17 protein-coding genes are annotated in these 22778 nt (G+C 70.5%); 6 read left to right on the top strand and 11 right to left on the bottom strand.

The features are described from left to right. Positions 1–205 precede the first annotated feature (205 nt). The 4 genes from ACIQD6_RS26145 (at position 206) to ACIQD6_RS26130 (ending at position 5891) form a co-directional block, all read left to right on the top strand. Entirely contained in the window at positions 206–1360 is a 1155-nt protein-coding gene (locus ACIQD6_RS26145; protein WP_401886444.1) for a LacI family DNA-binding transcriptional regulator, read from the top strand. After that, positions 1357–2940, top strand: coding sequence for a sugar ABC transporter ATP-binding protein (locus ACIQD6_RS26140; RefSeq protein ID WP_401886441.1), 1584 nt, complete (start codon positions 1357–1359; stop codon positions 2938–2940). The genes ACIQD6_RS26145 and ACIQD6_RS26140 overlap by 4 nt, the downstream gene beginning before the upstream one ends. Further along, positions 2930–4885 (top strand): substrate-binding domain-containing protein, encoded by a 1956-nt coding sequence (locus ACIQD6_RS26135; RefSeq protein WP_401886439.1) that lies wholly within the window; start codon positions 2930–2932, stop codon positions 4883–4885. Before ACIQD6_RS26140 ends, ACIQD6_RS26135 begins: the two co-directional genes overlap by 11 nt. Positions 4886–4958: 73 nt before the next feature. After that, on the top strand, positions 4959–5891 hold the full coding sequence (locus ACIQD6_RS26130) for a ribokinase (RefSeq protein ID WP_401886436.1): 933 nt from the start codon (positions 4959–4961) through the stop codon (positions 5889–5891). 8 nt (positions 5892–5899) lie between these two features. Here ACIQD6_RS26130 and ACIQD6_RS26125 read toward each other — a convergent pair whose 3' ends face one another. The 7 genes from ACIQD6_RS26125 to ACIQD6_RS26095 all read right to left on the bottom strand — a co-directional run bounded on the left by ACIQD6_RS26125 (position 5900) and on the right by ACIQD6_RS26095 (position 13714). Beyond that, positions 5900–6733, bottom strand: coding sequence for a ketose-bisphosphate aldolase (locus ACIQD6_RS26125; protein ID WP_401886433.1), 834 nt, complete (start codon positions 6731–6733; stop codon positions 5900–5902). A 183-nt stretch (positions 6734–6916) separates the two neighbouring features. Continuing rightward, entirely contained in the window at positions 6917–7804 is an 888-nt protein-coding gene (locus tag ACIQD6_RS26120; RefSeq protein ID WP_401886430.1) for an SIS domain-containing protein, read from the bottom strand. Positions 7805–7980: 176 nt separating this feature from the next. Then, entirely contained in the window at positions 7981–9303 is a 1323-nt protein-coding gene (locus tag ACIQD6_RS26115; protein WP_401886427.1) for an alpha-glucosidase/alpha-galactosidase, read from the bottom strand. After that, positions 9303–10253, bottom strand: coding sequence for a carbohydrate kinase family protein (locus ACIQD6_RS26110; RefSeq protein WP_401886425.1), 951 nt, complete (start codon positions 10251–10253; stop codon positions 9303–9305). The genes ACIQD6_RS26115 and ACIQD6_RS26110 overlap by 1 nt, the downstream gene beginning before the upstream one ends. A 93-nt stretch (positions 10254–10346) precedes the next feature. Beyond that, a complete protein-coding gene (locus ACIQD6_RS26105; protein ID WP_401886811.1) occupies positions 10347–11255 on the bottom strand; it encodes a carbohydrate ABC transporter permease in 909 nt (302 codons plus the stop codon). A 62-nt stretch (positions 11256–11317) separates the two neighbouring features. Beyond that, the gene (locus ACIQD6_RS26100; RefSeq protein ID WP_401886423.1) at positions 11318–12370 is read right to left on the bottom strand and encodes a carbohydrate ABC transporter permease; all 1053 of its coding nucleotides are present in this window, start codon (positions 12368–12370) and stop codon (positions 11318–11320) included. A gap of 12 nt (positions 12371–12382) precedes the next feature. Continuing rightward, entirely contained in the window at positions 12383–13714 is a 1332-nt protein-coding gene (locus ACIQD6_RS26095) for an ABC transporter substrate-binding protein (RefSeq protein WP_401886422.1), read from the bottom strand. A 643-nt stretch (positions 13715–14357) separates the two neighbouring features. On the opposite strand from ACIQD6_RS26095, the gene ACIQD6_RS26090 reads away from it, so the two are divergent. Continuing rightward, the gene (locus ACIQD6_RS26090; protein ID WP_401886420.1) at positions 14358–15116 is read left to right on the top strand and encodes a DeoR/GlpR family DNA-binding transcription regulator; all 759 of its coding nucleotides are present in this window, start codon (positions 14358–14360) and stop codon (positions 15114–15116) included. 77 nt (positions 15117–15193) lie between these two features. Here ACIQD6_RS26090 and ACIQD6_RS26085 read toward each other — a convergent pair whose 3' ends face one another. The 3 genes from ACIQD6_RS26085 to ACIQD6_RS26075 form a co-directional block, all read right to left on the bottom strand. Beyond that, positions 15194–16960, bottom strand: a complete 1767-nt coding sequence (locus tag ACIQD6_RS26085) for a nickel transporter (protein ID WP_401886418.1) — start codon at positions 16958–16960, stop codon at positions 15194–15196. Further along, on the bottom strand, positions 16957–18339 hold the full coding sequence (locus ACIQD6_RS26080) for a tetratricopeptide repeat protein (RefSeq protein WP_401886416.1): 1383 nt from the start codon (positions 18337–18339) through the stop codon (positions 16957–16959). Before ACIQD6_RS26080 ends, ACIQD6_RS26085 begins: the two co-directional genes overlap by 4 nt. A gap of 215 nt (positions 18340–18554) precedes the next feature. Next, on the bottom strand, positions 18555–20102 hold the full coding sequence (locus tag ACIQD6_RS26075) for a DUF4331 domain-containing protein (RefSeq protein WP_401886414.1): 1548 nt from the start codon (positions 20100–20102) through the stop codon (positions 18555–18557). Between the two features lie 399 nt (positions 20103–20501). On the opposite strand from ACIQD6_RS26075, the gene ACIQD6_RS26070 reads away from it, so the two are divergent. Continuing rightward, positions 20502–21356 (top strand): hypothetical protein, encoded by an 855-nt coding sequence (locus ACIQD6_RS26070; protein ID WP_401886412.1) that lies wholly within the window; start codon positions 20502–20504, stop codon positions 21354–21356. 54 nt (positions 21357–21410) lie between these two features. On the opposite strand, the gene ACIQD6_RS26065 is transcribed toward ACIQD6_RS26070, so the two are convergent. Next, complete coding sequence (locus tag ACIQD6_RS26065) at positions 21411–22670, bottom strand: right-handed parallel beta-helix repeat-containing protein (protein ID WP_401886409.1); 1260 nt, start codon at positions 22668–22670, stop codon at positions 21411–21413. Between the last annotated feature and the right edge of the window lie 108 nt (positions 22671–22778).

The following is a 22778-nucleotide window of genomic DNA, read 5'->3' as shown; positions in this document are numbered from 1 at the left end:
ATATCTCCTGACGCCCCCCTGTTCGACAGGGCCCCGCCCGCCTCCATCTGTGGCGGAAACCCGCCACGTCGTCCGGGCTTCGGCACGACATACACCATGAGCTACGTCACGATCCGGTCCCGGAGTGTCCGCGCACCCTTGCCTTCCGCTCGTGGAATCGATTCCATCCTCCGTGTAATCGATTCCACGAGGAGGTGGACCGACGATGGCGGGCATCAAGGATGTCGCGGCCGAGGCGGGGGTGTCCGTCGCCACGGTGTCGCGCGTGCTCAACGACCATCCGTCGGTCAGCCCGGACGCCCGGACCCGGGTGCTCAGCGCCGTCGAGACGCTGAGCTACCGGCCCAACGCAGTCGCCCGGTCCCTGCGCACCGACCGGACCCGCACCCTCGGCCTGGTCATCAGCGATGTGCTCAATCCGTACTTCACCGCCCTGGCCCGTGCCGTCGAGGAGGAGGCACGGACCCTCGGGTACAGCGTGATCATCGGGAACGCCGACGAGCGGCCCGAGTTGCAGGACCATCACGTCCGTACGCTGCTCGACCGCCGGATCGACGGGCTGCTGGTGTCGCCCGTCGACCGGGGTTCGCCGCTGATACTCGACGCGGTGCGCGCCGCGACCCCGATCGTCTTCGTGGACCGGTGGATCCCGGGCGTGGAGGTGCCCGTCGTACGGGCGGACGGGCGCGCCGCCGTCCGGGACCTGGTGGCCCATCTGCTGCGGCTCGGCCATCGCCGGCCGGCGATCATCGCGGGTCCCGCCGCCACGACGACCGGCAGCGAGCGGGTCGACGCCTTCCGTGAGGCGCTGAGCGAGCAGGGCGTCGCACTGCCCGCCGCGTACATCGGGCTGGGCGATTTCCAGGCCGAGAGCGGGCGCCGGGTCGCGGAGCGCTTTCTCGATCTGCCCGAGCCGCCGGACGCCGTGTTCGCCGCGGACAACCTGATGGCGCTCGGCGCGCTCGACGCGATCCGCGGCCGGGGGCTGAGCGTCCCCGAGGACATCGCGCTCGCCGCCTTCGACGACATCCCGTGGTTCGTGCACACGGATCCGCCGATCACGGCCGTCGCACAGCCGACACAGGAGCTGGGCCGGGCGGCCGTACGGGCACTGGCCGAGCGGATCGCGGGCCGCGTCCCGCCGTCCGTGACGCTTCCCGCCCGGCTGGTCGTACGGCGGTCCTGCGGCGCCGGCTTCCCCACGGGCCGTCGACAGCCCGGCCCGGCGGCTCCGGCCTCGTCGGCACCGGATCCACCGGCGCCACACCCACCGGCCCTGGACCCAGCAGCCCCGGACACAACATCCCAGGACTCAGCAGCAGTCGCCCCCATACTCCGAACGCGAAGGAGCCACCCGTGAGTCGTCCGGACGAGTTGCTGCGTGTCGAAGGGATACGCAAGACCTTTCCCGGCGTGGTCGCGCTCGACAGCGTCGACCTCGATCTGCGCCGCGGCGAGGTGCATGTCCTGCTCGGCGAGAACGGCGCCGGCAAGAGCACGCTGATCAAAATGCTCTCCGGTGCCTACCGGCCCGACGCCGGGCGGGTGTTCGTCGGCGGGCAGGAGGTCCGTATCCACGGCGCCCAGGACGCGGAACGCCTGGGTATCGCGACGATCTACCAGGAGTTCAACCTGGTCCCCGACCTGACGGTGGCCGAGAACATCTTCCTGGGCCGCCAGCCGCGCCGCTTCGGCATGATCGACCGGAAGAGGATGGAGTCCGAGGCCGCCGGACTGCTGGAGCGCGTCGGCGTCCGCACCCGGCCGCACGCCCTCGTACGTGAACTGGGCATCGCCCAGCTCCAGATGGTCGAGATCGCCAAGGCCCTCAGCCTGGACGCCCGTGTGCTGATCATGGACGAACCGACCGCCGTGCTGACCTCCGACGAGGTCGACAACCTCTTCCGGATCGTGCGCACGCTGCGCGAGGACGGTGTCGGCATCGTCTTCATCACCCATCACCTGAAGGAGATCGCGGCCCTCGGTGACCGCGTCACCGTGCTGCGCGACGGCCGGAGCGTCGGCCGGGTGCCCGCGTCGACGCCCGAGGACGAACTCGTACGCCTCATGGTCGGACGCGGCATCGAGCAGCAGTATCCGCGCCGGACCACAGAAACCAAAGGGACCGGAGGGGCCGGAGAGGCCGGGACGGCCCTGCTGACCGTCAGCGGGCTGACCCGTCAAGGCGCCTTCCACGACGTGGACTTCGAGGTGCGCGCCGGTGAAGTCGTCGGTATCGCCGGTCTGGTGGGCGCGGGCCGTACAGAGGTCGTCCGGGCCGTGTTCGGCGCGGACCGCTACGACACGGGCACCGTGCGGGTGGCGGGCACCGAGGTGCCTCGCCATGACGTGAGCGCGGCGATGGCCGCCGGGATCGGGCTCGTACCGGAGGACCGCAAGGGCCAGGGGCTGCTGCTGGACGCCTCCGTGGAGGAGAACCTCGGCCTGGTCACACTGCGTTCGGCGACCCGCGCCGGGCTGGTGGACCGCGCGGCGCAGCGCACCGCCGCCGCCCGTGTCGCCGGACAGCTCGGCGTGCGGATGGCGGGACTGGAGCAGCGGGTGGGCACTCTCTCCGGCGGCAATCAGCAGAAGGTCGTCATCGGCAAGTGGCTGCTGGCCGATGTCAGGGTGCTGATCCTCGACGAACCGACGCGCGGTATCGATGTCGGCGCGAAGGTCGAGATCTACCAGCTCATCAATGAACTGACCGCCGCCGGTCACGCCGTGCTGATGATCTCCAGCGATCTGCCCGAGGTGCTCGGAATGAGCGACCGGGTGCTGGTGATGGCCCAGGGCCGGATCGCCGGTGAACTCTCGGCGGACGAAGCGACGCAGGACGCGGTGATGGCGCTCGCCGTCACCACCGCCACCGCCACCGCCCCGACAACGGTCGACAACGACATCGAAGAAGAAGGTGAGGGCTCTCGTGGCCACTGACACGCTCAAGAACGAGACAGGTGGCGGTGGCGTCCCGGCGGTCCGTCGCCTCCTGCTCGACAACGGAGCGCTGAGCGCGCTGGTCGTCCTGGTGGTGGCGCTGTCACTGCTCTCGGGCGACTTCCTGACCACGCAGAACCTGCTCAACGTCGGTGTGCAGGCCGCCGTGACCGCGATCCTCGCGTTCGGTGTCACCTTCGTCATCGTCTCCGCGGGCATCGACCTGTCGGTCGGTTCGGTGGCGGCGCTCTCGGCGACGGTGCTGGCCTGGTCGGCGACGTCCGAGGGCGTACCGGTATGGCTGGCCGTCGTACTCGCCGTCGTCACGGGCGTGGCCTGCGGACTCGTCAACGGCGCGCTCGTCTCGTACGGCAAACTCCCTCCGTTCATCGCCACGCTGGCGATGCTCTCGGTGGGCCGCGGCCTGTCCCTGGTGATCTCGCAGGGCAGCCCGATCGCCTTCCCCGGCTCCGTTTCGCGGATCGGTGACACGCTCGGCGGATGGCTGCCGGTGCCGGTCATCGTGATGGTGGTGATGGGGCTGGTCACCGCCGTGATCCTGGGCCGTACGTACATCGGCCGCTCGATGTACGCGATCGGCGGCAACGAGGAGGCGGCGCGGCTGTCCGGGCTGCGCGTCAAGCGGCAGAAGGTCGCCGTGTACGCGCTGTCGGGTCTGTTCGCCGCCGTCGCCGGCATCGTCCTCGCCTCCCGGCTCTCCTCGGCGCAGCCGCAGGCCGCGCAGGGCTACGAACTCGACGCCATCGCCGCGGTCGTGATCGGCGGCGCCAGCCTGTCGGGCGGCGTCGGCAAGGCGTCCGGCACGCTCATCGGCGCGCTGATCCTCGCGGTACTGCGCAACGGCCTCAACCTGTTGTCGGTGTCGGCGTTCTGGCAGCAGGTCGTCATCGGGGTCGTCATCGCGCTGGCGGTCCTGCTCGACACGGTGCGCCGCCGCGCCGGTGCGACCCCCGTGGCCGCCGGAGCGTCCGGTACGGGCGGCTCCGGCCGCAGGGGCGCGCAAGCGGTGAAGTACACGGTCGTCGCGGTGCTGGTGGCCGCTGTCATCGGCGGCATCTCCTTCTGGAACAACGGTTCCTCCGGTGGCGGGACCAAGCTGGGCATGTCCGTCTCCACCCTCAACAACCCCTTCTTCGTACAGCTGAAGGCGGGCGCCCAGGCCGAGGCGAAGGCGAAGGGTGTCGATCTCACGGTCACCGACGCGCAGAACGACGCCTCGCAACAGGCCAACCAGATCCAGAACTTCACCAGCGAAGGCATGTCGTCGGTGATCGTCAACCCGGTGGACTCGGACGCGGCGGGCCCCTCCGTACGCTCCGCCAACAAGGCGGACATCCCGGTGATCGCCGCCGACCGGGGTGTCAACAAGGCCGATGTCGCGACGCTCGTCGCCTCCGACAATGTCGCGGGCGGCAGGCAGGCGGCGAAGACCCTGGCGGACAAGCTCGGTGGCAAGGGCCGGATCGTGGTCCTCCAGGGCACGGCCGGCACCTCCGCGAGCCGTGAGCGCGGCGCGGGCTTCGCCGAGGGCATCAAGGCGTACCCGGGCATCAAGGTCGTGGCGCGACAGCCCGCGGACTTCGACCGTGCCAAGGGCCTCGATGTGATGACCAACCTGCTCCAGGCGCACAGCGGTGTGAACGGGGTGTTCGCCGAGAACGACGAGATGGCGCTCGGCGCGGTCAAGGCGCTGGGCGCCAAGGCGAGTACGTCGGTCCCGGTGGTCGGTTTCGACGGTACGCCCGACGGTCTGAAGGCGGTCAAGGCGGGCACGATGTACGCCTCGGTGGCACAACAGCCCGGGGAACTGGGCCGGCTCGCCGTGCGCAACGCCATCGAGGCCGCGCGGGGCAAGGAGCTCACAGCGGCGGTGAAGGTGCCGGTCAAGGTGGTCACGGCGAAGAACGTCGGCGACTTCTCCTGACGGCTCCGGCTCCGGATCCGGCCGCTCCCCGGGCCGCGCGATTCTGGTCGTCCCCCTACGGAAAGAGACAGCAATGTACGACTACGACCTGCTGGTCGTAGGGTCGGCAAACGCCGACCTGGTGATCGGTGTCGAGCGCCGCCCCGCCCCCGGGGAGACCGTGCTCGGCTCGGACCTGTCCATCCACCCAGGCGGCAAAGGCGCGAACCAGGCGGCGGCCGCCGCCCGTCTCGGGGCCCGTACGGCTCTGCTGGCCCGCGTCGGCGACGACGCGCACGGGCGGTTGCTGCTCGACTCGCAGCGCTCGGCGGGCGTCGACACGGACGGGGTGCTGTCCGGCGGCGCGCCCACGGGGGTCGCGCTGATCACCGTCGACCCGTCCGGCGACAACAGCATCGTGGTGTCCCCGGGTGCCAACGCCCGGCTGTCCCCGCAGGACATCCGGGACGCGGCAGGCATGCTCAAGTCGTCGCGGGTGGTGTCGACGCAACTGGAGATCCCGCTGGAGACGGTCACCGAGGTGGTACGGAGCCTGTCCCCGGGTACCCGTTTCGTACTCAACCCCTCTCCCCCGATGCCCCTGTCCGCCGAGATCCTCGCGGCCTGCGACCCGCTGATCGTCAACGAGCACGAAGCACGGGTGGTACTCGGCGCCCCGGCCGGCGACGACTCGCCGGACGCCGACTCACCGGACGCGGGGCCACGGGACTGGGCGAGAGCGCTCCTCGCGCTCGGCCCGCGCTCCGTGGTCATCACGCTCGGCGCTCAGGGCGCCCTGGTGGCGGACGGCCGTACGGCGACGCTGGTGCCCTCCGTGAAGGTGCGCGCCGTGGACACCACGGGAGCCGGCGACGCGTTCACGGCTGCGCTGGCCTGGCGGCTCGGCGCCGGTGAGGACCTGGCGTCGGCCGCCGCCTACGCGACTCGGGTGGGCGCCGCGGCCGTCACCAAGGAGGGCGCCCAGGCGTCGTTCCCGACGGCGGCGGAGGTGACGTCACTGGTGTGACGGTCGCGTCACACCGGCCCCTCCCCCAACAGCTGCAGCAGACGGGCGACTTCATGCTTCATCGCGTCCCGGGCGGGACGCAGATAGCCGCGCGGATCGACGGCCGTGGGGTGCGAGGTGATCCGGGCGCGGGCCGCCGCGGTGAAGACGGTGTTGAGGTGCGTGGACATATTGATCTTGCGCATCCCGGCGTGCACCGCGTTGGTGAGGGTGGTGTCGTCCACCCCGGACGAACCGTGCAGAACCAGCGGGACGGGAACCGCCGCGTGCAGGTCGCGGATGAGACACAGATCGAGTTCCGCCGTGCGCCGGGTCATCTGATGGGACGACCCCACCGCGACCGCGAGGGCGTCGACACCGGTGTCGGCGACGAACCGGGCCGCCTCCGCGGGGTCTGTGCGTACACCCGGAGCGTGGGCGCCGTCCTTGCCGCCGATCGCTCCGAGTTCCGCCTCGACCCACACGCCGTGGTCGTGACACCAGCGGGCGGTTTCGCGGGTGCGGGCGACGTTCTCCTCCCAGGGCAGGTGGGAGCCGTCGTACATCACGGAGGTGAAGCCGCACCGGACCGCTTCCTCGATGAGGTCGGTCCGGGTGGCGTGGTCCAGGTGCAGGGCGGCGGGTACGGCGGCCTCGGCGATGGCCTCGCGGGCGGCGGCGGCGAGTGGCCCGAGGGCGCCCCGGTAGGCGACGGCGTTCTCGCTGATCTGGACGATGACGGGGCTGTTTGCCTGTTCGGCGCCCGCGAGGACGGCCTCGAGCTGTTCGAGGAGAACGGCGTTGAACGCGCCGACGCCGTGCGCCGCGCTGCTGACGATGTCGCCGGTGGAGGCGAGTGGCATGGTCTGATTCCCGGTGGTGGACGGAGCGTTGGACGCGGGGACGGACGGAGGGACGCGCGGAAGGCCACGTAGTGGGACACGTGGCCCAACACGTATGAGGACGCGCGGTGTTGCGCAGAGGATGCGCGGAACGGCGGGTCCGGTGCGGCGCGGGCAGCACCGGACCCGCGCCGCACCGGGGGGTCAGCCCTCCTGGTCGAGGATGACGGAGCGTGTCAGGTGGGCCGGCCGGTCGGGGTCGCGACCTGCGGCGGTGGCCAGTTCGACCGCGAGGCGCTGTACGACGACGAGTTCGGCCAGCGGGTCGAGCCGGGGCTCGCGCAGATGCGCGCCCGTGGCGAGGATGCCGTCGGCGAGGGCCTGGGGCAGCGGCGAAAGACTCCAGACCGCGCGCCCCGGGGCCGCCACGGCGATGGGGCCGTGCCGGTACTCCATGACGGAGTACGACTCGGTCCACCAGGCCGCCGCCTCCCGCACCTTGAGCGCGGCCTCCGCGGCGACACCGGTGCTCCACCCCTCGCCGAGGAAGGTGATCTGCTGGGCCCGGAGCAGCTCGGGGTCGAGCTCGGTGGTGAGGGCCGTGGCGACGTCGGCGAGCGCGGGGGCCGTGTCGAGTCCCGAGTGGGCGCGCAGGAGCAGGAGTTGGGTGGTGGGGAAGCGGGTCTGGACGACGGACTGCTCGTCCGCGTAGTCGAGGCAGATCACCTCGTGGGCGGCGACGGCCGCCGGTGAGTCGGCGACGGCCGTGACGGTGGTGATACGGGTGCCGGCCGGGGCCCGGTCGAGGGCCGCGAGGACCTCGGTGGTGGTACCGGAACGGGTCAGGGCGAGCACCCGGTCGTACGCCCGGTGCAACTTCGCCTCGGAGGCGGGGTACGCGTCGGTGGGCCCGAGCCCCGCCGCCTCGCGGAGGTGCGCGTAGGCCTGGGCCATGAACAGCGAGGTTCCGCAGCCGATGACCGCGACCCGCTCCCCCGGCGCGGGCAAGGCCGGGGCGTGGGTGGGGAGTTCATTGATGACGCGCTCCCAGCAGGCCGGCTGGGAAGCGATCTCGTGACTGGTGTGCGACATGGTTCTCCGATGTATCCGGTGCAGCTGACGTGCCTGACGTATCTGTCGTGTCTGTCGTGTCTGTCGTGTCTGACATCTGTCGTGTCTGACGTATCCGGTGTAGCTGACGTATCCGGTGTAGCTGACCTATCGGCTGTACGGGAGCACCGGTACGGGGACACGGCCGGCCGCCGGGGTCAGTGGCCGAGAGTGGCGCGCAGAGAGGGCTGGAGCAGATCGGCGTGGGCACGCACCATGTCGTCGCACAGGTCCCAGATGCGTTCGACGGGCAGGGCGGCGGCTGTGGCCGGGTCCATCATGGCCGCCTGCCGGACGGACCGGGGGTCGTCCTCCAGAGCGGCCCGGACGACCAGTTCGTTCATGCTGAGATAGCCCCGGTTGAGCGCGGCGCACTGGGCGGGCAGCGAGCCGATGCGGGTGGGTTGCACGCCCAACGCGTCGACCAGGCAGGGAACTTCGACGGTACCGCTCGCGGGCAGGTTGTCGATCAGCCCGTGGTTGGGGACGTTGCCGTAGACGGTGCGGGGGGTGCCGGTGGTGATGCTGTGGATGATCTGGGGGGCGTACTCCGCGGTGGCCTCGACGGACAGAGGCGCTCCGGAGGCGAGCGCGTCGCGGGTCTTCTCGTACTCGGCGACGTTCTCGTCCACGATGCCGAGGTAGGCGCCGACGGGCAGTCGCAGCCGCTCGATCTCGCTGTCGTGACCGAGATACCAGGGGACGTATTCGGAGGAGTGCTCGCTGGTCTCGGTCGGATAGTGGCCGAGCCGGCGGTACATGTCGACGCGGACCCGGCGCCGCAGCTGCGGATCGTCCGCGATGAGGGCGTCCAGCCGCGGGTACAGGTCGGTCCCGTTGTGTTCCAGACGCAGCATCCACGCCTGGTGGTTGACTCCGGCGGCCAGATAGGTGACTTCCTCGTACGGGACGTTCAGCAGGGCCGAGAGGTCGCGCATGGTCCAGTACACCGAGTGGCACAGGCCGACGACACGGGTCAGTCCGGTGGCCCGGGTGAGGTACTGGATGTTCATCGCCATGGGGTTGGTGTAGTTGAGCAGCCAGGCGTCGGGGCAGACCTCGGCGATGTCCTCGCCGAGGGACTTGAGCAGCGGGAAGGTGCGCAGCGCGCGGAAGATGCCGCCGATGCCGAGTGTGTCGCCGATGGTCTGGCGCAGACCGTAGCCGGCGGGTACGTCGAAGTCGGTACGCGTCGACTCGCGCATCCCGACCTGGACGATGTTGATGACGAAGTCGGCGCCTTCGAGGGCCTCGCGCCGTTCGGCGTGGGCCGTGATGTGCGGTGCGGCGCCGCCCCGTACGGGCTGCCGGTCCGCGATGTGGCGGGCGGCGCCGTGGGCCGTGGCGAGCCGTTCGGCGTCGATGTCGTGCAGGGCGATATGGACGTCCTGAAGGTCCGGGAAAGCGAAGAGATCCGCCAGCAGACCCTGGGTGAATACGACGCTTCCGGCGCCGATGAACGCGATCTTCGTGGTGGTCATCAGTGGTTCTCTCCGTTACGGACGACAGCGAGGGCTTCGTCCCAGGTGGGCTGGGCGGCGGTACCGCCGTGGGCCCGGGTGGACAGTGCGCCGCAGGCGGCGGCGAGTTCAAGGGCGTCGGCGGTGGACAGTCCGCCGAGGGTCGCGGCGACGAAACCGGCGTCGAAGCTGTCGCCGGCGCCGACCGTGTCCAGCGGCCGGGCGGGGATGCCCCTGGTACGCAGCACGGTGTGGCCGTCGTGGGCGAGGGCCCCGTCGGCCCCGTTCTTCACCACCACCAGCGGCCCGCGGGAGGCGAGTTCGGCCGCGGCCGAGTCCAGGGAGGTGGCGCCGGGGGCCAGCGCGCGGGCCTCCCGAGCGTTCGGCAGCAGGAAGTCGGTAGCGGCGAGCACCTCGTCGAAGCCGGCCGGCGCCCATGTCCCGGACGGATCGTCGTTGGTGTCCAGCGAGGTGGTGGCGCCGTGGGCGCGTGCCGTACGCAGCAGACCGGGCAGCCCGCCGGCCAGCCCCGGCAGCAGGAAGTAGGAGGCGGCGTGAACGTGTCTGCCGCGGGAGAGGAGTTCCTCCGGTACGTCGTCGGGTCCGGTGGCGGTCAGCGTGCCGGGCGCGGTGAGGATCGTACGGTCGCCGTCCCCGCGGGTCACGACCACCGTGAGCGGGGTGGGCAGAGCGGGGTCGAGGCGCAGCGCGTCCGTGTCGACGCCCCGGTCCCGCAGGGCCGCGGCGACGAACCGCCCGGCCTCGTCGTCGCCGACGCGCCCGGCGAAGGCGACCTTCAGCCCGAGCCGGGCGGCTCCGCACGCCATGATCGCGGCGGAACCGCCGAGGGTGAGCAGGCCGGTGCCGACGAGTTGTTCGCGCTGCCCGAAGGCGAGCGGGGCGTCGAGCGGTCCTATGACGATGTCGGGGTTGACGTCCCCGATGACGAGCAGGTCGAAGGTGTGCTGCATCCGGCTTCCCGTGGTTGTGGAGAGGTGCGGGCTCGGGTCGGGGCGGGTCGTGGTCCCGGCCTTCGGTCGCGGTCTTCGCTCCGGTGTGCGGTCTCAGCCCTTGAGGCCGCTGGAGGTGATGGACTGGATGAACGACTTCTGCGCGAAGAGGAAGGCCAGCAGAACCGGCAGGACAGTGATCACGTTGCCCGCCATGACCGCGGACCACCGGGTGTGGTGCAGCCCCTGGAAGGTCGTCAGTCCGAGCTGGAGGGTGTATTGGGTGTCATGGTTGATGGCGATCAGCGGCCAGCTCAGGTCGTTCCAGGTGGTCAGGAACGTGAGTACCGCGACGGTGCTGAGCGCCGGTCTCGACAGGGGCAGCACGATGAGGAACAGCACCCGCAGTCGCGAGCAGCCGTCGATCCAGGCGGCCTCCTCCAACTCCCTCGGCAGCGACAGGAAGAACTGCCGCAGCAGGAACACCGCGAACGGTGTGACCAGCGAGGGGACGATCAGCGCGCCCAGCGTGTCGATGAGTCCGAGGTGCCTCATGACCAGGAAGGTCGGGATCATCGTCAGCTGGAACGGGATCGCCATCGTGGCCAGCATCAGCACCAGCAGCACGCGTGAGCCGGCGAACCGCATCCGGGCGAACGCGTAACCGCCGAGCGCGCCGAGCAGCAGGTTGGACGTGACGGCGACCACCGAGACGATCAGCGAATTGGCGAACCAGCGGGGGAACAGGGCGTTGCCGAGCACGTAGCGGTAGCCGCCCAGGTCGATCCTCGACGGCCACAGCGACGGTGGGAACCGGTTGATCTCCGCGTCGCTCATCACGGAGCTGAGCAGCAGCCAGACCAGCGGTGTCGCGAAGACCAGCGCGAGCGGGGCGAGCAGCAGGTGCCAGGGGCTGAAGGGCAGCGGCCGGGCACGGCGCGGGCCGGTGGTGGGTACGTCCCCGGTCTTCCCGGAATCCCTGGCGGTCCCGTCCGTCCTGGCAGTCCTGGCAGTCCCGTCCATCCCGGCGGTCCCAGCGGTCCCGGTCGGGGCGGAGGCGGATGTCCCCGTCGCGGATGTCCCCGTCATCGTGCGGCTCCTTCGAGGCGGTTCTTCTCGCGTCCCCGGATCACCCGCGGGACCGCGCCGAGCACGAGCAGGGCCAGGGCCAGCGCGTACGCCGCCGCCGCGCCGTACCCGGCGGTGAAGTTCTTGAAGGCCTGTTCCCAGATGAAGTAGACGATCACCGTGGTCGAGCCGAGCGGCCCGCCCTTGGTCGTCACGTACACGAGGTCGAACACCTGGAGGGAGTTGATGGTCTGCCACAGCAGCAGGAAGACGGTGACCGGTGTGAGGGTGGGGAGGGTGACATGACGCAGCAGGTGCCACCGTCCGGCGCCATCCAGCCGCGCCGCTTCGAGGAGGGACCGCGGTACGTCCTGGAGAGCCGCGAGATAGACCACCACGCAGAAGCCCGTACCGCTCCACAGCGAGATCGCCACCAGCAGGAACAATGCCTGCCCGGGATCGGTGAGAAAACCCTGGGAGGAGATACCGAGCTGGTGCAGCAGGGAGTTGGCGGCCCCGAACTCCGGGTCGAGGATGAAGGAGAACAGCACACCCTGGGCCGTGGCCGAGATGACGAACGGCACGAAGATCAGTGTGCGGTACAGCCCAACTCCCCGGATGCGCCGGTTCAGGACCAGGCCGAGCAGCAGCCCCAGGCCCATGCTCAGTGGCACGTAGAGCGCCGTGTAGAGCAGTGTGTTGCGTACGGCCTGGCCGAAGTGCGGATCCTGCGACAGGGCGCGGTAGTTGTCCAGACCGACCCACCGGCTGGGCGTGACCAGGTCGTCGGCCTGGAAGGACAGCAGCAGCGACCAGAGGACCGGGACGACACTCAGGCCGATGATGATCAGCACCGACGGCGCGACGAACATCCATGCCGTCGCCGGCTCACCGCGAAGTCCGCGCCCCCGGGGGCCCGTTCGCCGCTTCCGAGAGCCGCGCCCCCACCGCTCGCGAGATGGGCCGCCACCATGCGGGTGCCGGTCGCCGTGTGCCTGGTCGTCGTGTGCTTGGTCGTCACGCTCGTGGCCGTCATCGGGAAGCGTGAGCGGAGTGGGCAGACGTGGCATCGTTCTCTCCTCTCAACGCGGAATGAGCAGCGCGGCGTTGGCCTCGTCGGCGCACTCGCGCATGGCCTTGACCGGTGTGCTCCTGCCGAGCAGCACGGCGACGACGGCCTGTCCGAGGGCCTGGGAGACCTGCGGATAGGCGGGGTGTACGAGACGTACGCGCGCGGTGTCCAGCGCCTTGGAGAACACCGACAGCCCGTCGATTCTGGTGGTCTGCGACTGCCACCCGGGCAGGGCCTGGGTGCTCCTGCTGAGCGGCAGGCTGCCGGCCTCGACGGCCCAGATCACGTCCTGGGCCGGTTGCGTCAGCCAGGTCACGAAGGTGCGCGCGGCCCGTACCCGTGCCGGACCGTTGTCGAACACGGTCCAGGTGTCGGGCCCCGAGATGGTCATCGGTTCGCCGCTGTAGCTGGGCAGTGGCACCACGTGGTAGTCGATCTTCGCCTGGCGGATGTCGGGCAACTGCCACGGTCCCGTGACGACCATCCCCATCCGGCCGGACGCGAAGACCTTGTACATCTGTTCGCTGCCGGGCTTGGGATCGATGTAGACGCTCTTGTCACGCGCGAGGGACCGCACGGTCTCCAGAGCCTGGACACCGGCGTCCGCGAACCCGATGCCGCGGCCGTCCTTTTCGATGACGTCGCCACCCAGGTCCCAGATCATCGGCCACAGCCGCCACACCGTGTCCTCGTCGCCCACCCCGGGCCAGCCGGTGCCGAAGGCGCCACGCACCGAGCCGGTGAGCTTCTCGGCCGTGTCCACGAACTCGTCCCACGTCCAGCCCGGTTCGGGAAGCGGCAGGCCCGCGGCGCGGAAGAGCTTCTTGTTGCAGACCACGGCGAGCGAGTCGACCACCGCGGGAGCCGCCCGTACCTGCCCGTTGAGTGTGACGGCCTGGCGCACGGGGGCCCAGTAGTCGGTCCAGGGAAGAGGCGCGGAGCGGACGGTGTCGGTCAGATCCACCACCGACGGACTGCGCGCGACACTGGCCAGGTCCGAGCCGAAGACATAGGCCACATCGGGAAACGAGCCGGCCGCCAGCGCCGCCGTGATCTTCTGGAGCATCGCGTCGGCCAGCACACCGCCGCCGGGATCGACGCGGATACCGGGATGCGTACGGTTGAACTCCGCGACCAGTTTTTCCATGACCCCGCGGGCGGAGTCCGTCTGTCCGTGCCAGAGTTCGACCGTGACACGGCCGTCGGCGCCGATTCCGTCGTCCGTGGTCGTACCGCATCCGGGCAGTGCGGCCGTGGCCGCGGCGCCGAGCGCCAAGCCGGTGCCGCGCCGCAGGACCTTGCGGCGCGAGAGCGCGGCGGGCATGCGGTGGCCTGCGGGCATGTGGGCCTCCATGGGAAGGGTGGTTCAGCGCGCGGGATCTGCAACTGTCAACGGGGTGCGGCCAGGTCTTGTACGGGTGAGACTCGTACGGGTGAGAGAAGACCCGGCGTACCCAGGAAGAGCCGGGGGTGGTACGCCGGGTCGGTCATGATCGCTCGGGCCGCTCAGGCGGCGTCGGGCCGCTCAGGGGCCGGATCAGCAGACCAGATCAGCAGACCGGATCAGTGGTCTGGATCAGTGGTCTGGATCGACGAGCGCAGGTGATCCCGCAGTGGGGGAAACGGCCGGAGGAGTGACCGCGGCCGTCGCAACATCGGTGGTCATGGCGGGAGTTCGACGGAAACGGACACGATCGGGACGCATCTGAGAGCTCCAGAAGAATGGGGGGTACGTCCCCGCCTCGGGCCCTGGAGCGGCCCTGGCGACTTTGTCCGGACTTGCGGCACATGGGCCGCTTACCGGCTGGGCGTACCTCTGGCGCCGGATGCTCAACCCTGGCGTTGCATGGAGTAAAGCGAGCGGAACTCGTCATGTCAACAGATCGAACGTGCGCGGACTGCGCGTATCAGCAGCCCAGCCAGTCAACGGAATCGGGCATAAACACAGCAAGACGCCCTCTTGTGCGCAGGGTTACGCTCACTTCATGCTGAGAACTGAGCGCCATGAGCGGATACTTGAGCATGTCTCCGCCAAGGGGGGCCTCGACGTCAATGAACTGTCACGGCTGTTGAACGTGTCGGGAGCCACCGTCCGGCGCGACCTCCAGCACCTGAGCCGGCTGAATCTGCTGCGCCGTACGCACGGCGGCGCGGTGATCGGCGGCATCGGTCCGGAGGTGCCGGTCCAGCACCGTACGGAGCACTGCCGGACCGAGAAGCAGGCCATAGCCAGAGCGGCGGCCGCGCTGGTCCCGGAGGGCGCGGTCGTCGGGCTGACGGGCGGAACCACCGTGACCGAGGTCGCGCGGCTGCTCGCCGAGCGGGGTCCCCTCACCATCGTCACCAACGCCGTCAACATCGCCGCCGAACTGATTCTGCACAAGGAGGTCACACTCGTCGTCATCGGCGGCAACGCCCGCAACGCGAGCTACGAACTCGTGGGCCCCATCGCGGAGAAGACACTGGCCGATCACCACACCGACATGGTCTTCATGGGGGTGGACGGGATCAGCGCGGCCCATGGCTGCACGACCCATGACCAGCTCGAAGCGGCGACGGACCGGGCCTTCCTCGGCAGCAGCGGCAGGACCGTTGTCGTGGCGGACCACACGAAGATCGGAAAGGTCACGTTCGCGAAGATCTGCCCGCTGCCCGACATCCACCACCTGGTCACGGACAGCGCGGCGACGGGTGACCAACTGGAACGTATCGCCGACGCCGGTGTCCCGGTGACGATGGTCTGACTCGACGTCAGCAGGATGTCCCGGCACGGCTCTTGTGGTCCTGATGCTGATCCTGATGCTGATGCTGATGCGGAGGGTCAGCCCACAGCGGTCAGGGTTCCTCTGAGCAGCAGCCCGCATCCCAGCAGGAAGACGACGGCCGCCGTGCCGAGCGGGGCCATCCGGTGGGCCCATGCGAGGACCCGGCCGCGCGGCCGCAACGCCAGTCGGCGGGTCGTGGTCTCCCGTAGCCGCACGACCGCGAAGCCCGCACCCGTGAGTGTGAGCGCCAGCCCGGCTCCGTACGCCAGGACCAGCAGGAAGCCGAACCAGGCCTGACCTAGGGCGGCCGCGCCGACGAGTACGACGACCGCGGACGGGCTCGGGACCAGGCCGCCGGCGAAACCGAGGAGGATGATGCCGCGCAGGCCCGGCGCCGGGGGGAGGTGGGTGTGAGTGTGGCCGTGACCGTGAGTGTGACCGTGGTCGTGGTCATGGTCGTGCCCGTGGCCATGGTCGTTGTCATGTTTGTGACCGTGGTCCTGGGCGGGCTGGCCGTCGTGCGCACCGCCATGGCTCTGGACCGCGCCCGCCGCCTGTTCATGCTCGCGTGCGACGCCACCGGACGCGAGCACGAGCACCCGGCCCTCGTCACGCGGGAGTTCGGCGTCCTCACGGTGTCCATGGGTGTGTTCATGGGCGTCCCCGTGGGTGTGCCCGTGCGTATGGCCATGGCTGTGACCGTGACCATGGGTGTGCCCGTGACCATGGCTGTGCCCGTGCGGGTGCCGACGCTGTCGCCACGCCCTGCGCAGCAGCAGCGCGCCCGCGATCGCGACCAGGCTGCCGCTCGCGATGCCCAGCCACGACACGACGGTGGGCGCCGCTGCCGAGCCCGCGGCGATCAGGGCACCCAGCGCGAAGACGCCCAGGGTGTGGGTCAGCGTCACCGAGGCCCCGAGGGCCAGCACATCGCGCAGCGAACTGCGCCCGCCCGCCGTGGCGGCTGCCGCCATCATGGTCTTGCCGTGCCCCGGGGCCAGCGCGTGCATGGCTCCCAGCAGCAGGGACGCGCCGAGAGCGAGTGCCGCGAAGCCGACGGTCAGTTCGTGCCGGGCGACCAGTCCGGTCAGTGCCTGCGCCCAGCGGTCCGCCCCGCGCGGCAGTACGCCCGCTGCCGGGGAACCGCTCTCCGCTCCCCCACTCGCGCTCTCGCTTTCGGAGAGCGCCGGGCCGCCGGGTCGGAGGTCGAAGGCGGCCGACCGGCGGTCGGGCGGTGAGGAGAGCAGATCGCCGGGGTACGCGGTCAGCCGCCGGGAGAGGGAAGCCCGTGGCACGTCCGACCCCGCGAGCGTCATCCGGTCGCCCCGCGCGGTGATCTCCCGCCAGCCCGCCCCGGTCGCGACATCCGCCGGGTGGTACGAGAACCGCGTCCCGTCATCCCGCGGTAGCCGAGCCGTCAACTCGCAGGTCACGCGCAGCGTCTGCAATCCGGCCTGTCCCGGCCGTACCAGCGCCTTCGCGCTCCCCGCCGTGACGGACGCCGGCCTCGCGTCGCCGACCACGAGCCTGGCGCCGTCAGCCGCCGTGTCGCACCGCGTCCGCGCCCACGCCGACAGTTCGGCCGACGCCAGCCGGTCGTCCCCGTCCGTGTCGATACGGTTCCGTTCCTGCGCGGCCGGGATCTCCGCCAGATCCTCCACATGGTCGACGCGCAGCTTCCCCGGAGCGACGACCAGTCCGTCGTACTGATTGACGGTGAAGTTCCCCAGCGGATGGGCTTGCGCCGCCTGGGCGGGGAGCATGGCCAGGGCCGCTCCCGCCACCAGCGTGGCGAGGGTGCAAGCGGCGGTACGGCGGTTCATGAGTCCCCCCGGGACGGAGCTCCGGATGCCCGGGAGGCCGCGGGCCGCCCGGACAGGTCGGAGAGCGCGGACGTCGCCTCCCGCGCGCCCGTGGGCGAGAAAGCAGGGTTCAGGTCGAGCGCGGCGCGCAGATCGCGGCGCGCGGCCTTGTCGTCACCGAGGGCGCGCTCGATCATGCCCCGGTGGAAGAGGAACGACGCGTTGCGATAGCCGGGCGACTCGGCCGTCGCCTTCTTCGCGTACGTCAGGGCCTCCCGGTCCTTGCCGTTCGCGTGGAGCGCCCAGGCGAGCGCGTCCGCCGTGTGAACGCTCTCCCGGCGGGACCATTCGGCGCGCGCCGACGTCAACGCCTCGGCCGCGTCACCGTGATCGGCCTCGATCAGGGCGGACTCCAGATCGGTGGCGACGCCGTTGGCGCGGGCCAACCGGGTCCACACACCGACGAGTTCGTAACTCTCCTCGGCCCGCTCGCGCTGCCCGCCCGCCTCACGCAGTTCGCCGAGTGCGGCCAGTTGGCCCGGCAGCGGGTAGCGCCGTACGACCTCTTCGAGGTCGGTCAGCGCGCGCTTCGTATCGCCCCGCGCGGCATACGTACGCCCTCGCCCCTCCAACGCCGGCACATACTCCGGGTCGGCGCGCAGCGCGGTCGCGTAGTGCCCGAGGGCCCGGTCGTACTCCCCCTGGCTCCAGGCCAGTTGGCCGAGCGCGGTGGCGACGTACGCCGAATCTGCCGTACCGGACGCGGAGTCCAGCGCGCGCAGCAGCACCCGGCGCGCGCCCTTCACGTCGCCGCGCAGCTCCAGCACGTACGCGTACCGTGTGAAGACCGGTATACCGGGGCGCCGTTGGTCGGCGAGCTCGACCGCCCGCCGCGCGTCGTCGTACCGGCCGAGTTCGATCAGCGCGTCGACCCGGCTGGACAGCGCCCGTTCGCTGTACGGATTGACCCGCAGCGCCCGGTCCGCCTGGCTCAGTGCCGTTGTGAAGTCGTGGCGTGCGGCGGCCAGCGCCGCTCGTCCGGCGAGCGCCGTGTCGTTCCGGTCGGCGGGCCGCTGCTTCAGCGAACGCCCGAACGCCTGGTCCGCCTGCGTGTACCGGGTCGGATCCCCGCTGGTCCGCGCCTGTTCGACATACGCCGCACCCAGCGTCGCCCACCCGGTGGCGTCCTTGGGCTGCGCCTTGAGGTGCTTCTGCAGGGCCTCGATGCCCTGCGCGAGGTCTCCCGCCGCCAGCCGCTCGACGGGCACATCCGCCACGACCCCGGGCGCGGCCTGCCCGGACCGGTCCGAGTCACCACCGGCCCCGACGGCCACCGAGGTGCCGGTGATGCCCACGGCGAGCGCGACGACCGCCGCGATCCGCCACCGCGGTCGCGGCATCTGTCCTCGTTCACGCCATCGCGCGAACCGCGGCTTCCCTACGGACATCAGTCTCGCCTTCCTCGGTTTCTCGCTGAGGTGGGTGTGTGTTCCAGCTGAAATGGGTGTGTGTTCTCGCTGAGGTGGGTGTGTTTTCTCGCTGAGGTGGGTGTGAAGGAGCGGGCCCGGCCGCGCCGCGTGTGGACGTACGACGACGCGGCCGGGCCGAGTGCGGATCAGGCGATCCAGGACCGGCGTTCGGGGCGGCGACGGGAACGCAGCCACATCATGCCGAGCCCGAGCAGCAGCACGACCCCGGCCCCGGACGCCGCCGATGCCAGCATCACCGTGTTGTTGTCCCACGACCCGGTGAACGAGGACATCCCGCCCGTCAGCCCCGTGGCGTTGCTCTTGGTTGCCGCCTCGCCCGACTTCACGTCGGACCCGGCGGTGGGCAGGGCGACGTACGGGAAGCTCTTGCCGAACTCCTTCTCGTTGGCGTCGACCGCGTCACCCAAGTCGTTCTTCGAATCGACGAGTTCGCCTTCCACGACCTGCAGGGCGATGTCCAGTACGTCGTCCGTCAGCCGCCGCCCGTTCGGGAAGCCCGCGGTGTCTCCGTCCAGCACACCCAGCCGCTTCGGCTCCGCCACCGGCTTGATGGAGGTGTTGAGACGCAGCATCTCCGACGCGGTCACATTGGGCGGCTGGTTGAGGTCCTCGACACCGGTCAGGAAGACCGAGACGAGGTCTTCGCGCGGTTCGGCCGGAGCCTTGATGTCGTAGATCGCCTCGATGAGCTTCGGCAGCTCCGGTTCGGTGACGTTCTTGAGGAAGTCCCCGTCGTTCTCGGGCGAGGAAGCGTTGAACTTGTCCTTGTCCTTCACCGGGTTGACGACCTCGTTGACCAGGGGCATGCCGAGCCGCGACACCCGTGTCCAGTCGCCGTAGGCGTTCTTGCGCTCCGTCGTCGAGTAGATGCCGACGATCGGCTGCTCCTTCGACTCCTGGATGTACGAGGTCGGCACCTGCAGGGCGATGGTGTTGACGTTGTAGCCCTTGAGTGTGTCGTTCCCGACCTCCGACAGATCGCCGCCGTACAGCAGGTCGAAGACCCGCAGATCGAGGAAGAACGGGTCGTCGGCCTGACCGGCGAAGGCCTTGATACCGCCGGGGACCTTCTTCACCGCCTGGTCACGCAGCTTCTGGTAGTCGGGCATCGACGCCTTGCCGACGTTCGACGGGGCGACCGGCAGGTTCTTCGCGACTTTGTGTTCCGAGACGGTCTTCCCGTGCTCCAGCCGCAGCAGGTCGATGTCGTAGGTCTGGGTGAAGTTGAGGTCAGGGTCGTCCAGGCTCTCCACCGCGCCCGTGTTGTAGAGGAAGGTGTCCTCGTTCTTGCGGTGGTCCTTGAATGTGAACCGGTAGAGCAGGTCGTCCTGGGCGTCGCCGTCACTGTCGATGTGTATGTCGTAGCGCGCGTCGTTGGCGAACGTGTAGAAGTTCGGCCCGCCCGCCGGCTCCTGGAACGGCAGCCAATTCGCCACCAGTGTCGTTGTGTCGGGGTGGTCGGGGCTGACGAACGCGTACAGATCCGTGTTGTCGAACTGCGGCTGCCCCGAGATCAGCGGAGCCTCCCGGTGGCTGGAAGCGCTCGCCGTTCCCGGCTCCAGCACAGCCACACCGGCGGCCGTGAGCCCTCCGGCGGCCAGCGCACCACACGCGAGCAGAGCAACGCTCCCGCGCCCCCGCCATGTCCGCCCGCTTCTGGTGATTGCTGTCATCGCGTCCGTCCTTCATCCGTCATCGCGCCTGTTCGGGCTGCTGTACCTGCATTACGGGCGCCGGACCTGTCTTGTTCGATCGTGATGGCCACAGGTTCGGCGAAGTGCCTTGCGGCGTCTGTCTGTTCGCGAGCCATTCGGAGCCGGGGCGCGGGCGGATTGGTGCGGATGGAAAAAAATTCCGGACGGCGAGCGAGCCGGCCCGGCGTTGGTCCGGTGCCATCGCCCCGGACCAGGACGGTGTGGACGAGCACGCCTCTCTGGAGGAGGCTGGCCTGAGCCGGGACACCGACCGCGCTGCCCACCTGCTCGCCCGGCACATCCGCCACACCGCCGAGAACGTGACCGCACGCGAAGACCGAACGCCTGTAGTAGCCCGGACGAATTCAGGAGACAAGCATGGATATGACCGCCGGCCGCCGCTGTCACAACGCCGTCAGCCCCCTGCACGGAGCCACGTACTTCGCACCGGAGCCTGCGGACGAATTCGCGGCACTCGGGCTGGAGCGAGGGGCCATGAGCTACTTCGCGGGCCGCGCGGCCCCGCTCGGGACGGTCGGCGCGGGCACGGTCACAGCGACGTTCTACAACTTCAACCACGAGCATGTGGCCCGGCACATACCCGCCGCGTGGACGGTCACGACGCCGGAGGCGGTGCTCGCCGCGCGGCTGCGCGGTGCGGACGGGACACTGCGGCGGCTGCTCGGGCAGGAGACCCTCGCGTCGAAGGAGATGGCCGAGACGGCCCAACTGGCGCTGCGCGCCACCGAGGCGTGCCGCCGCGAGGCGCGACCTCTGTACGCCGCGAACGCCGGCCTCCCGGTGCCCGAGGAGCCGCACCTGGCCCTGTGGCACGCCGCGACACTGCTGCGCGAGCACCGGGGCGACGGTCACCTCGCCGCCCTGACGGTCGCCGGCCTGTCCGGGATCGAGGCGCTGGTCCTGCACAACGCCACTGGCAAAGCGGCGACGTCGGCGACGTTCATGCGGACCCGCGGGTGGTCCGCGGAGCAGTGGGCCGCCGCCCGGGACCGGCTGCGCGAACGCGGCCTGGTGGACGGGGCGGGGGACCTCACCGAGGCGGGGGCGGCCCTGCGCGGTGAGGCCGAGGCGCTGACCGACCGCCTCGACGCCGCCCCGTACGACCACCTCGGCCCGGCCGCCACCGCGCGCCTCACCGAGTTGGCCGACGCCTTCACCCGGACCGCGAGGGCCGCGGGCGCCTTCCCCACGCAATTCCTCGGCAAGGGCTGAGGCGCCCGCGGCCGCACCGCCACAACGGCCGTCGAAGCCTCGCGAACCGCCCGGTCAGAGCCGCGCCCCCACCGCCGTCCCGTCTCGCGGTACGAGGAAGGAACGGGACGACGGGAGGGCGCCGTCGGCGGCGCGGGGGCCGGTGAGGGAAGCCGGGTCGGTGCTCAGGACGGACGCCCCGTTCCACGTGCCGCCCAGATTCCAGGAGTTGCCGGTGGCGGCGGCCCCTCCGCCGAGGCTGACGGCCTTCCGGTCCAGGACGGACAGATTGCCCGTGAACACGGCGGCCGAGCCGGACGTGTCGGCGTCGAAGCCGGTGCCTTCGTTACGGAAGGTGGTGTTGCGGGAGATGACGAGCGCGCCCGGATTGCCGTTGTCGGTGATGCCGTGCGCCGCGTTGCCGTACGCGACGCTGTTGCGCACGGTGTGGGCCGCCGCCGGGGCCGGGGTGCCGCCGCCGAGCTTGAAGCCGTTGCCGTCGCCCGCGAAGTCGGGGAAGTTCCAGCGGTCGTAGCCGTTGCCGTACGCGACGGTGTCCTCGATGACGAGGGGCGAGGTGAACTTCCAGGCGTCGAAGCCGTCGTCCACGTTGTTCCACAACCGGGCGCCCCGGACGGTGTTGCCGGTGCCGCTGCCTTCCTTGATGGCGAGGCCGTCGGCGCTCTCACCGTTCTTGCGCGGGTCGCGGTTGGCGTAGGAGTCGAGATTGAGGATGAGGTTGTCGCCGGAACCGCCCTGGAGCTGGAAGCCGCTCTCGTAGTTGTCGTGGGTGACGAGCCCGGAGAAGACGTTGTGGTTGCAGCCGTCGCAGTAGTAGCCGTAGGGGCCGTTGACGATCTCCAGGCCCGACACCCGCCAGTACGACGCCTCTTGGTGGATGGCACCGCGTTCGGCACGCGGGATGCTGCCGCCGACCGGAGTGTGGCCGGCCGGCAGCCGCTCGCCGTCGATGACGACCCGCTCGTCCCGGTACGCGCCCAGGGTGATCGGCCGGCCGGGCTCTCCGGACGTGGTGATGGTGATGTTGTCGCCGTCCAGGACATACGTACCCGCCCGGACGGCGATGACATCACCGGGCCGGGCCCGGTCGACGCCCCGCTGCACGGTGCGCAGGGGCTGCTGGAGCGTGCCGGGCCCGGCGTCGTCGCCGTTCGACGCCACCACGATGGTGGGGTCGGCGACCGCGGCGGGCGGGGCCGGCGCGGCGGGCGCACCGACGGCACCCATCGCAGCGGTCCCCGCCGCCGTCCCGATCCCCGTTCCTGCCGTCAGTACGGCTCCGACCATCACAGCGAGCATGCCTGAGACGCGCATACGATCTCCTCTTCCGCGGCTTGTCCGGAGAGGGGACGGATCAACGGACCCCGACCGGAACACGACCTACCGGAAGTCTGTGGTCACGCACACCCGAAAGGTTGCCGG

Source organism: Streptomyces sp. NPDC088400 (assembly GCF_044753355.1).
In the GTDB taxonomy this organism is placed as follows: Bacteria; Actinomycetota; Actinomycetes; order Streptomycetales; family Streptomycetaceae; genus Streptomyces.
The sequence above is the reverse complement of the archived record's forward strand: the minus strand, read 5'-3'. Positions and strand labels throughout refer to the sequence as shown.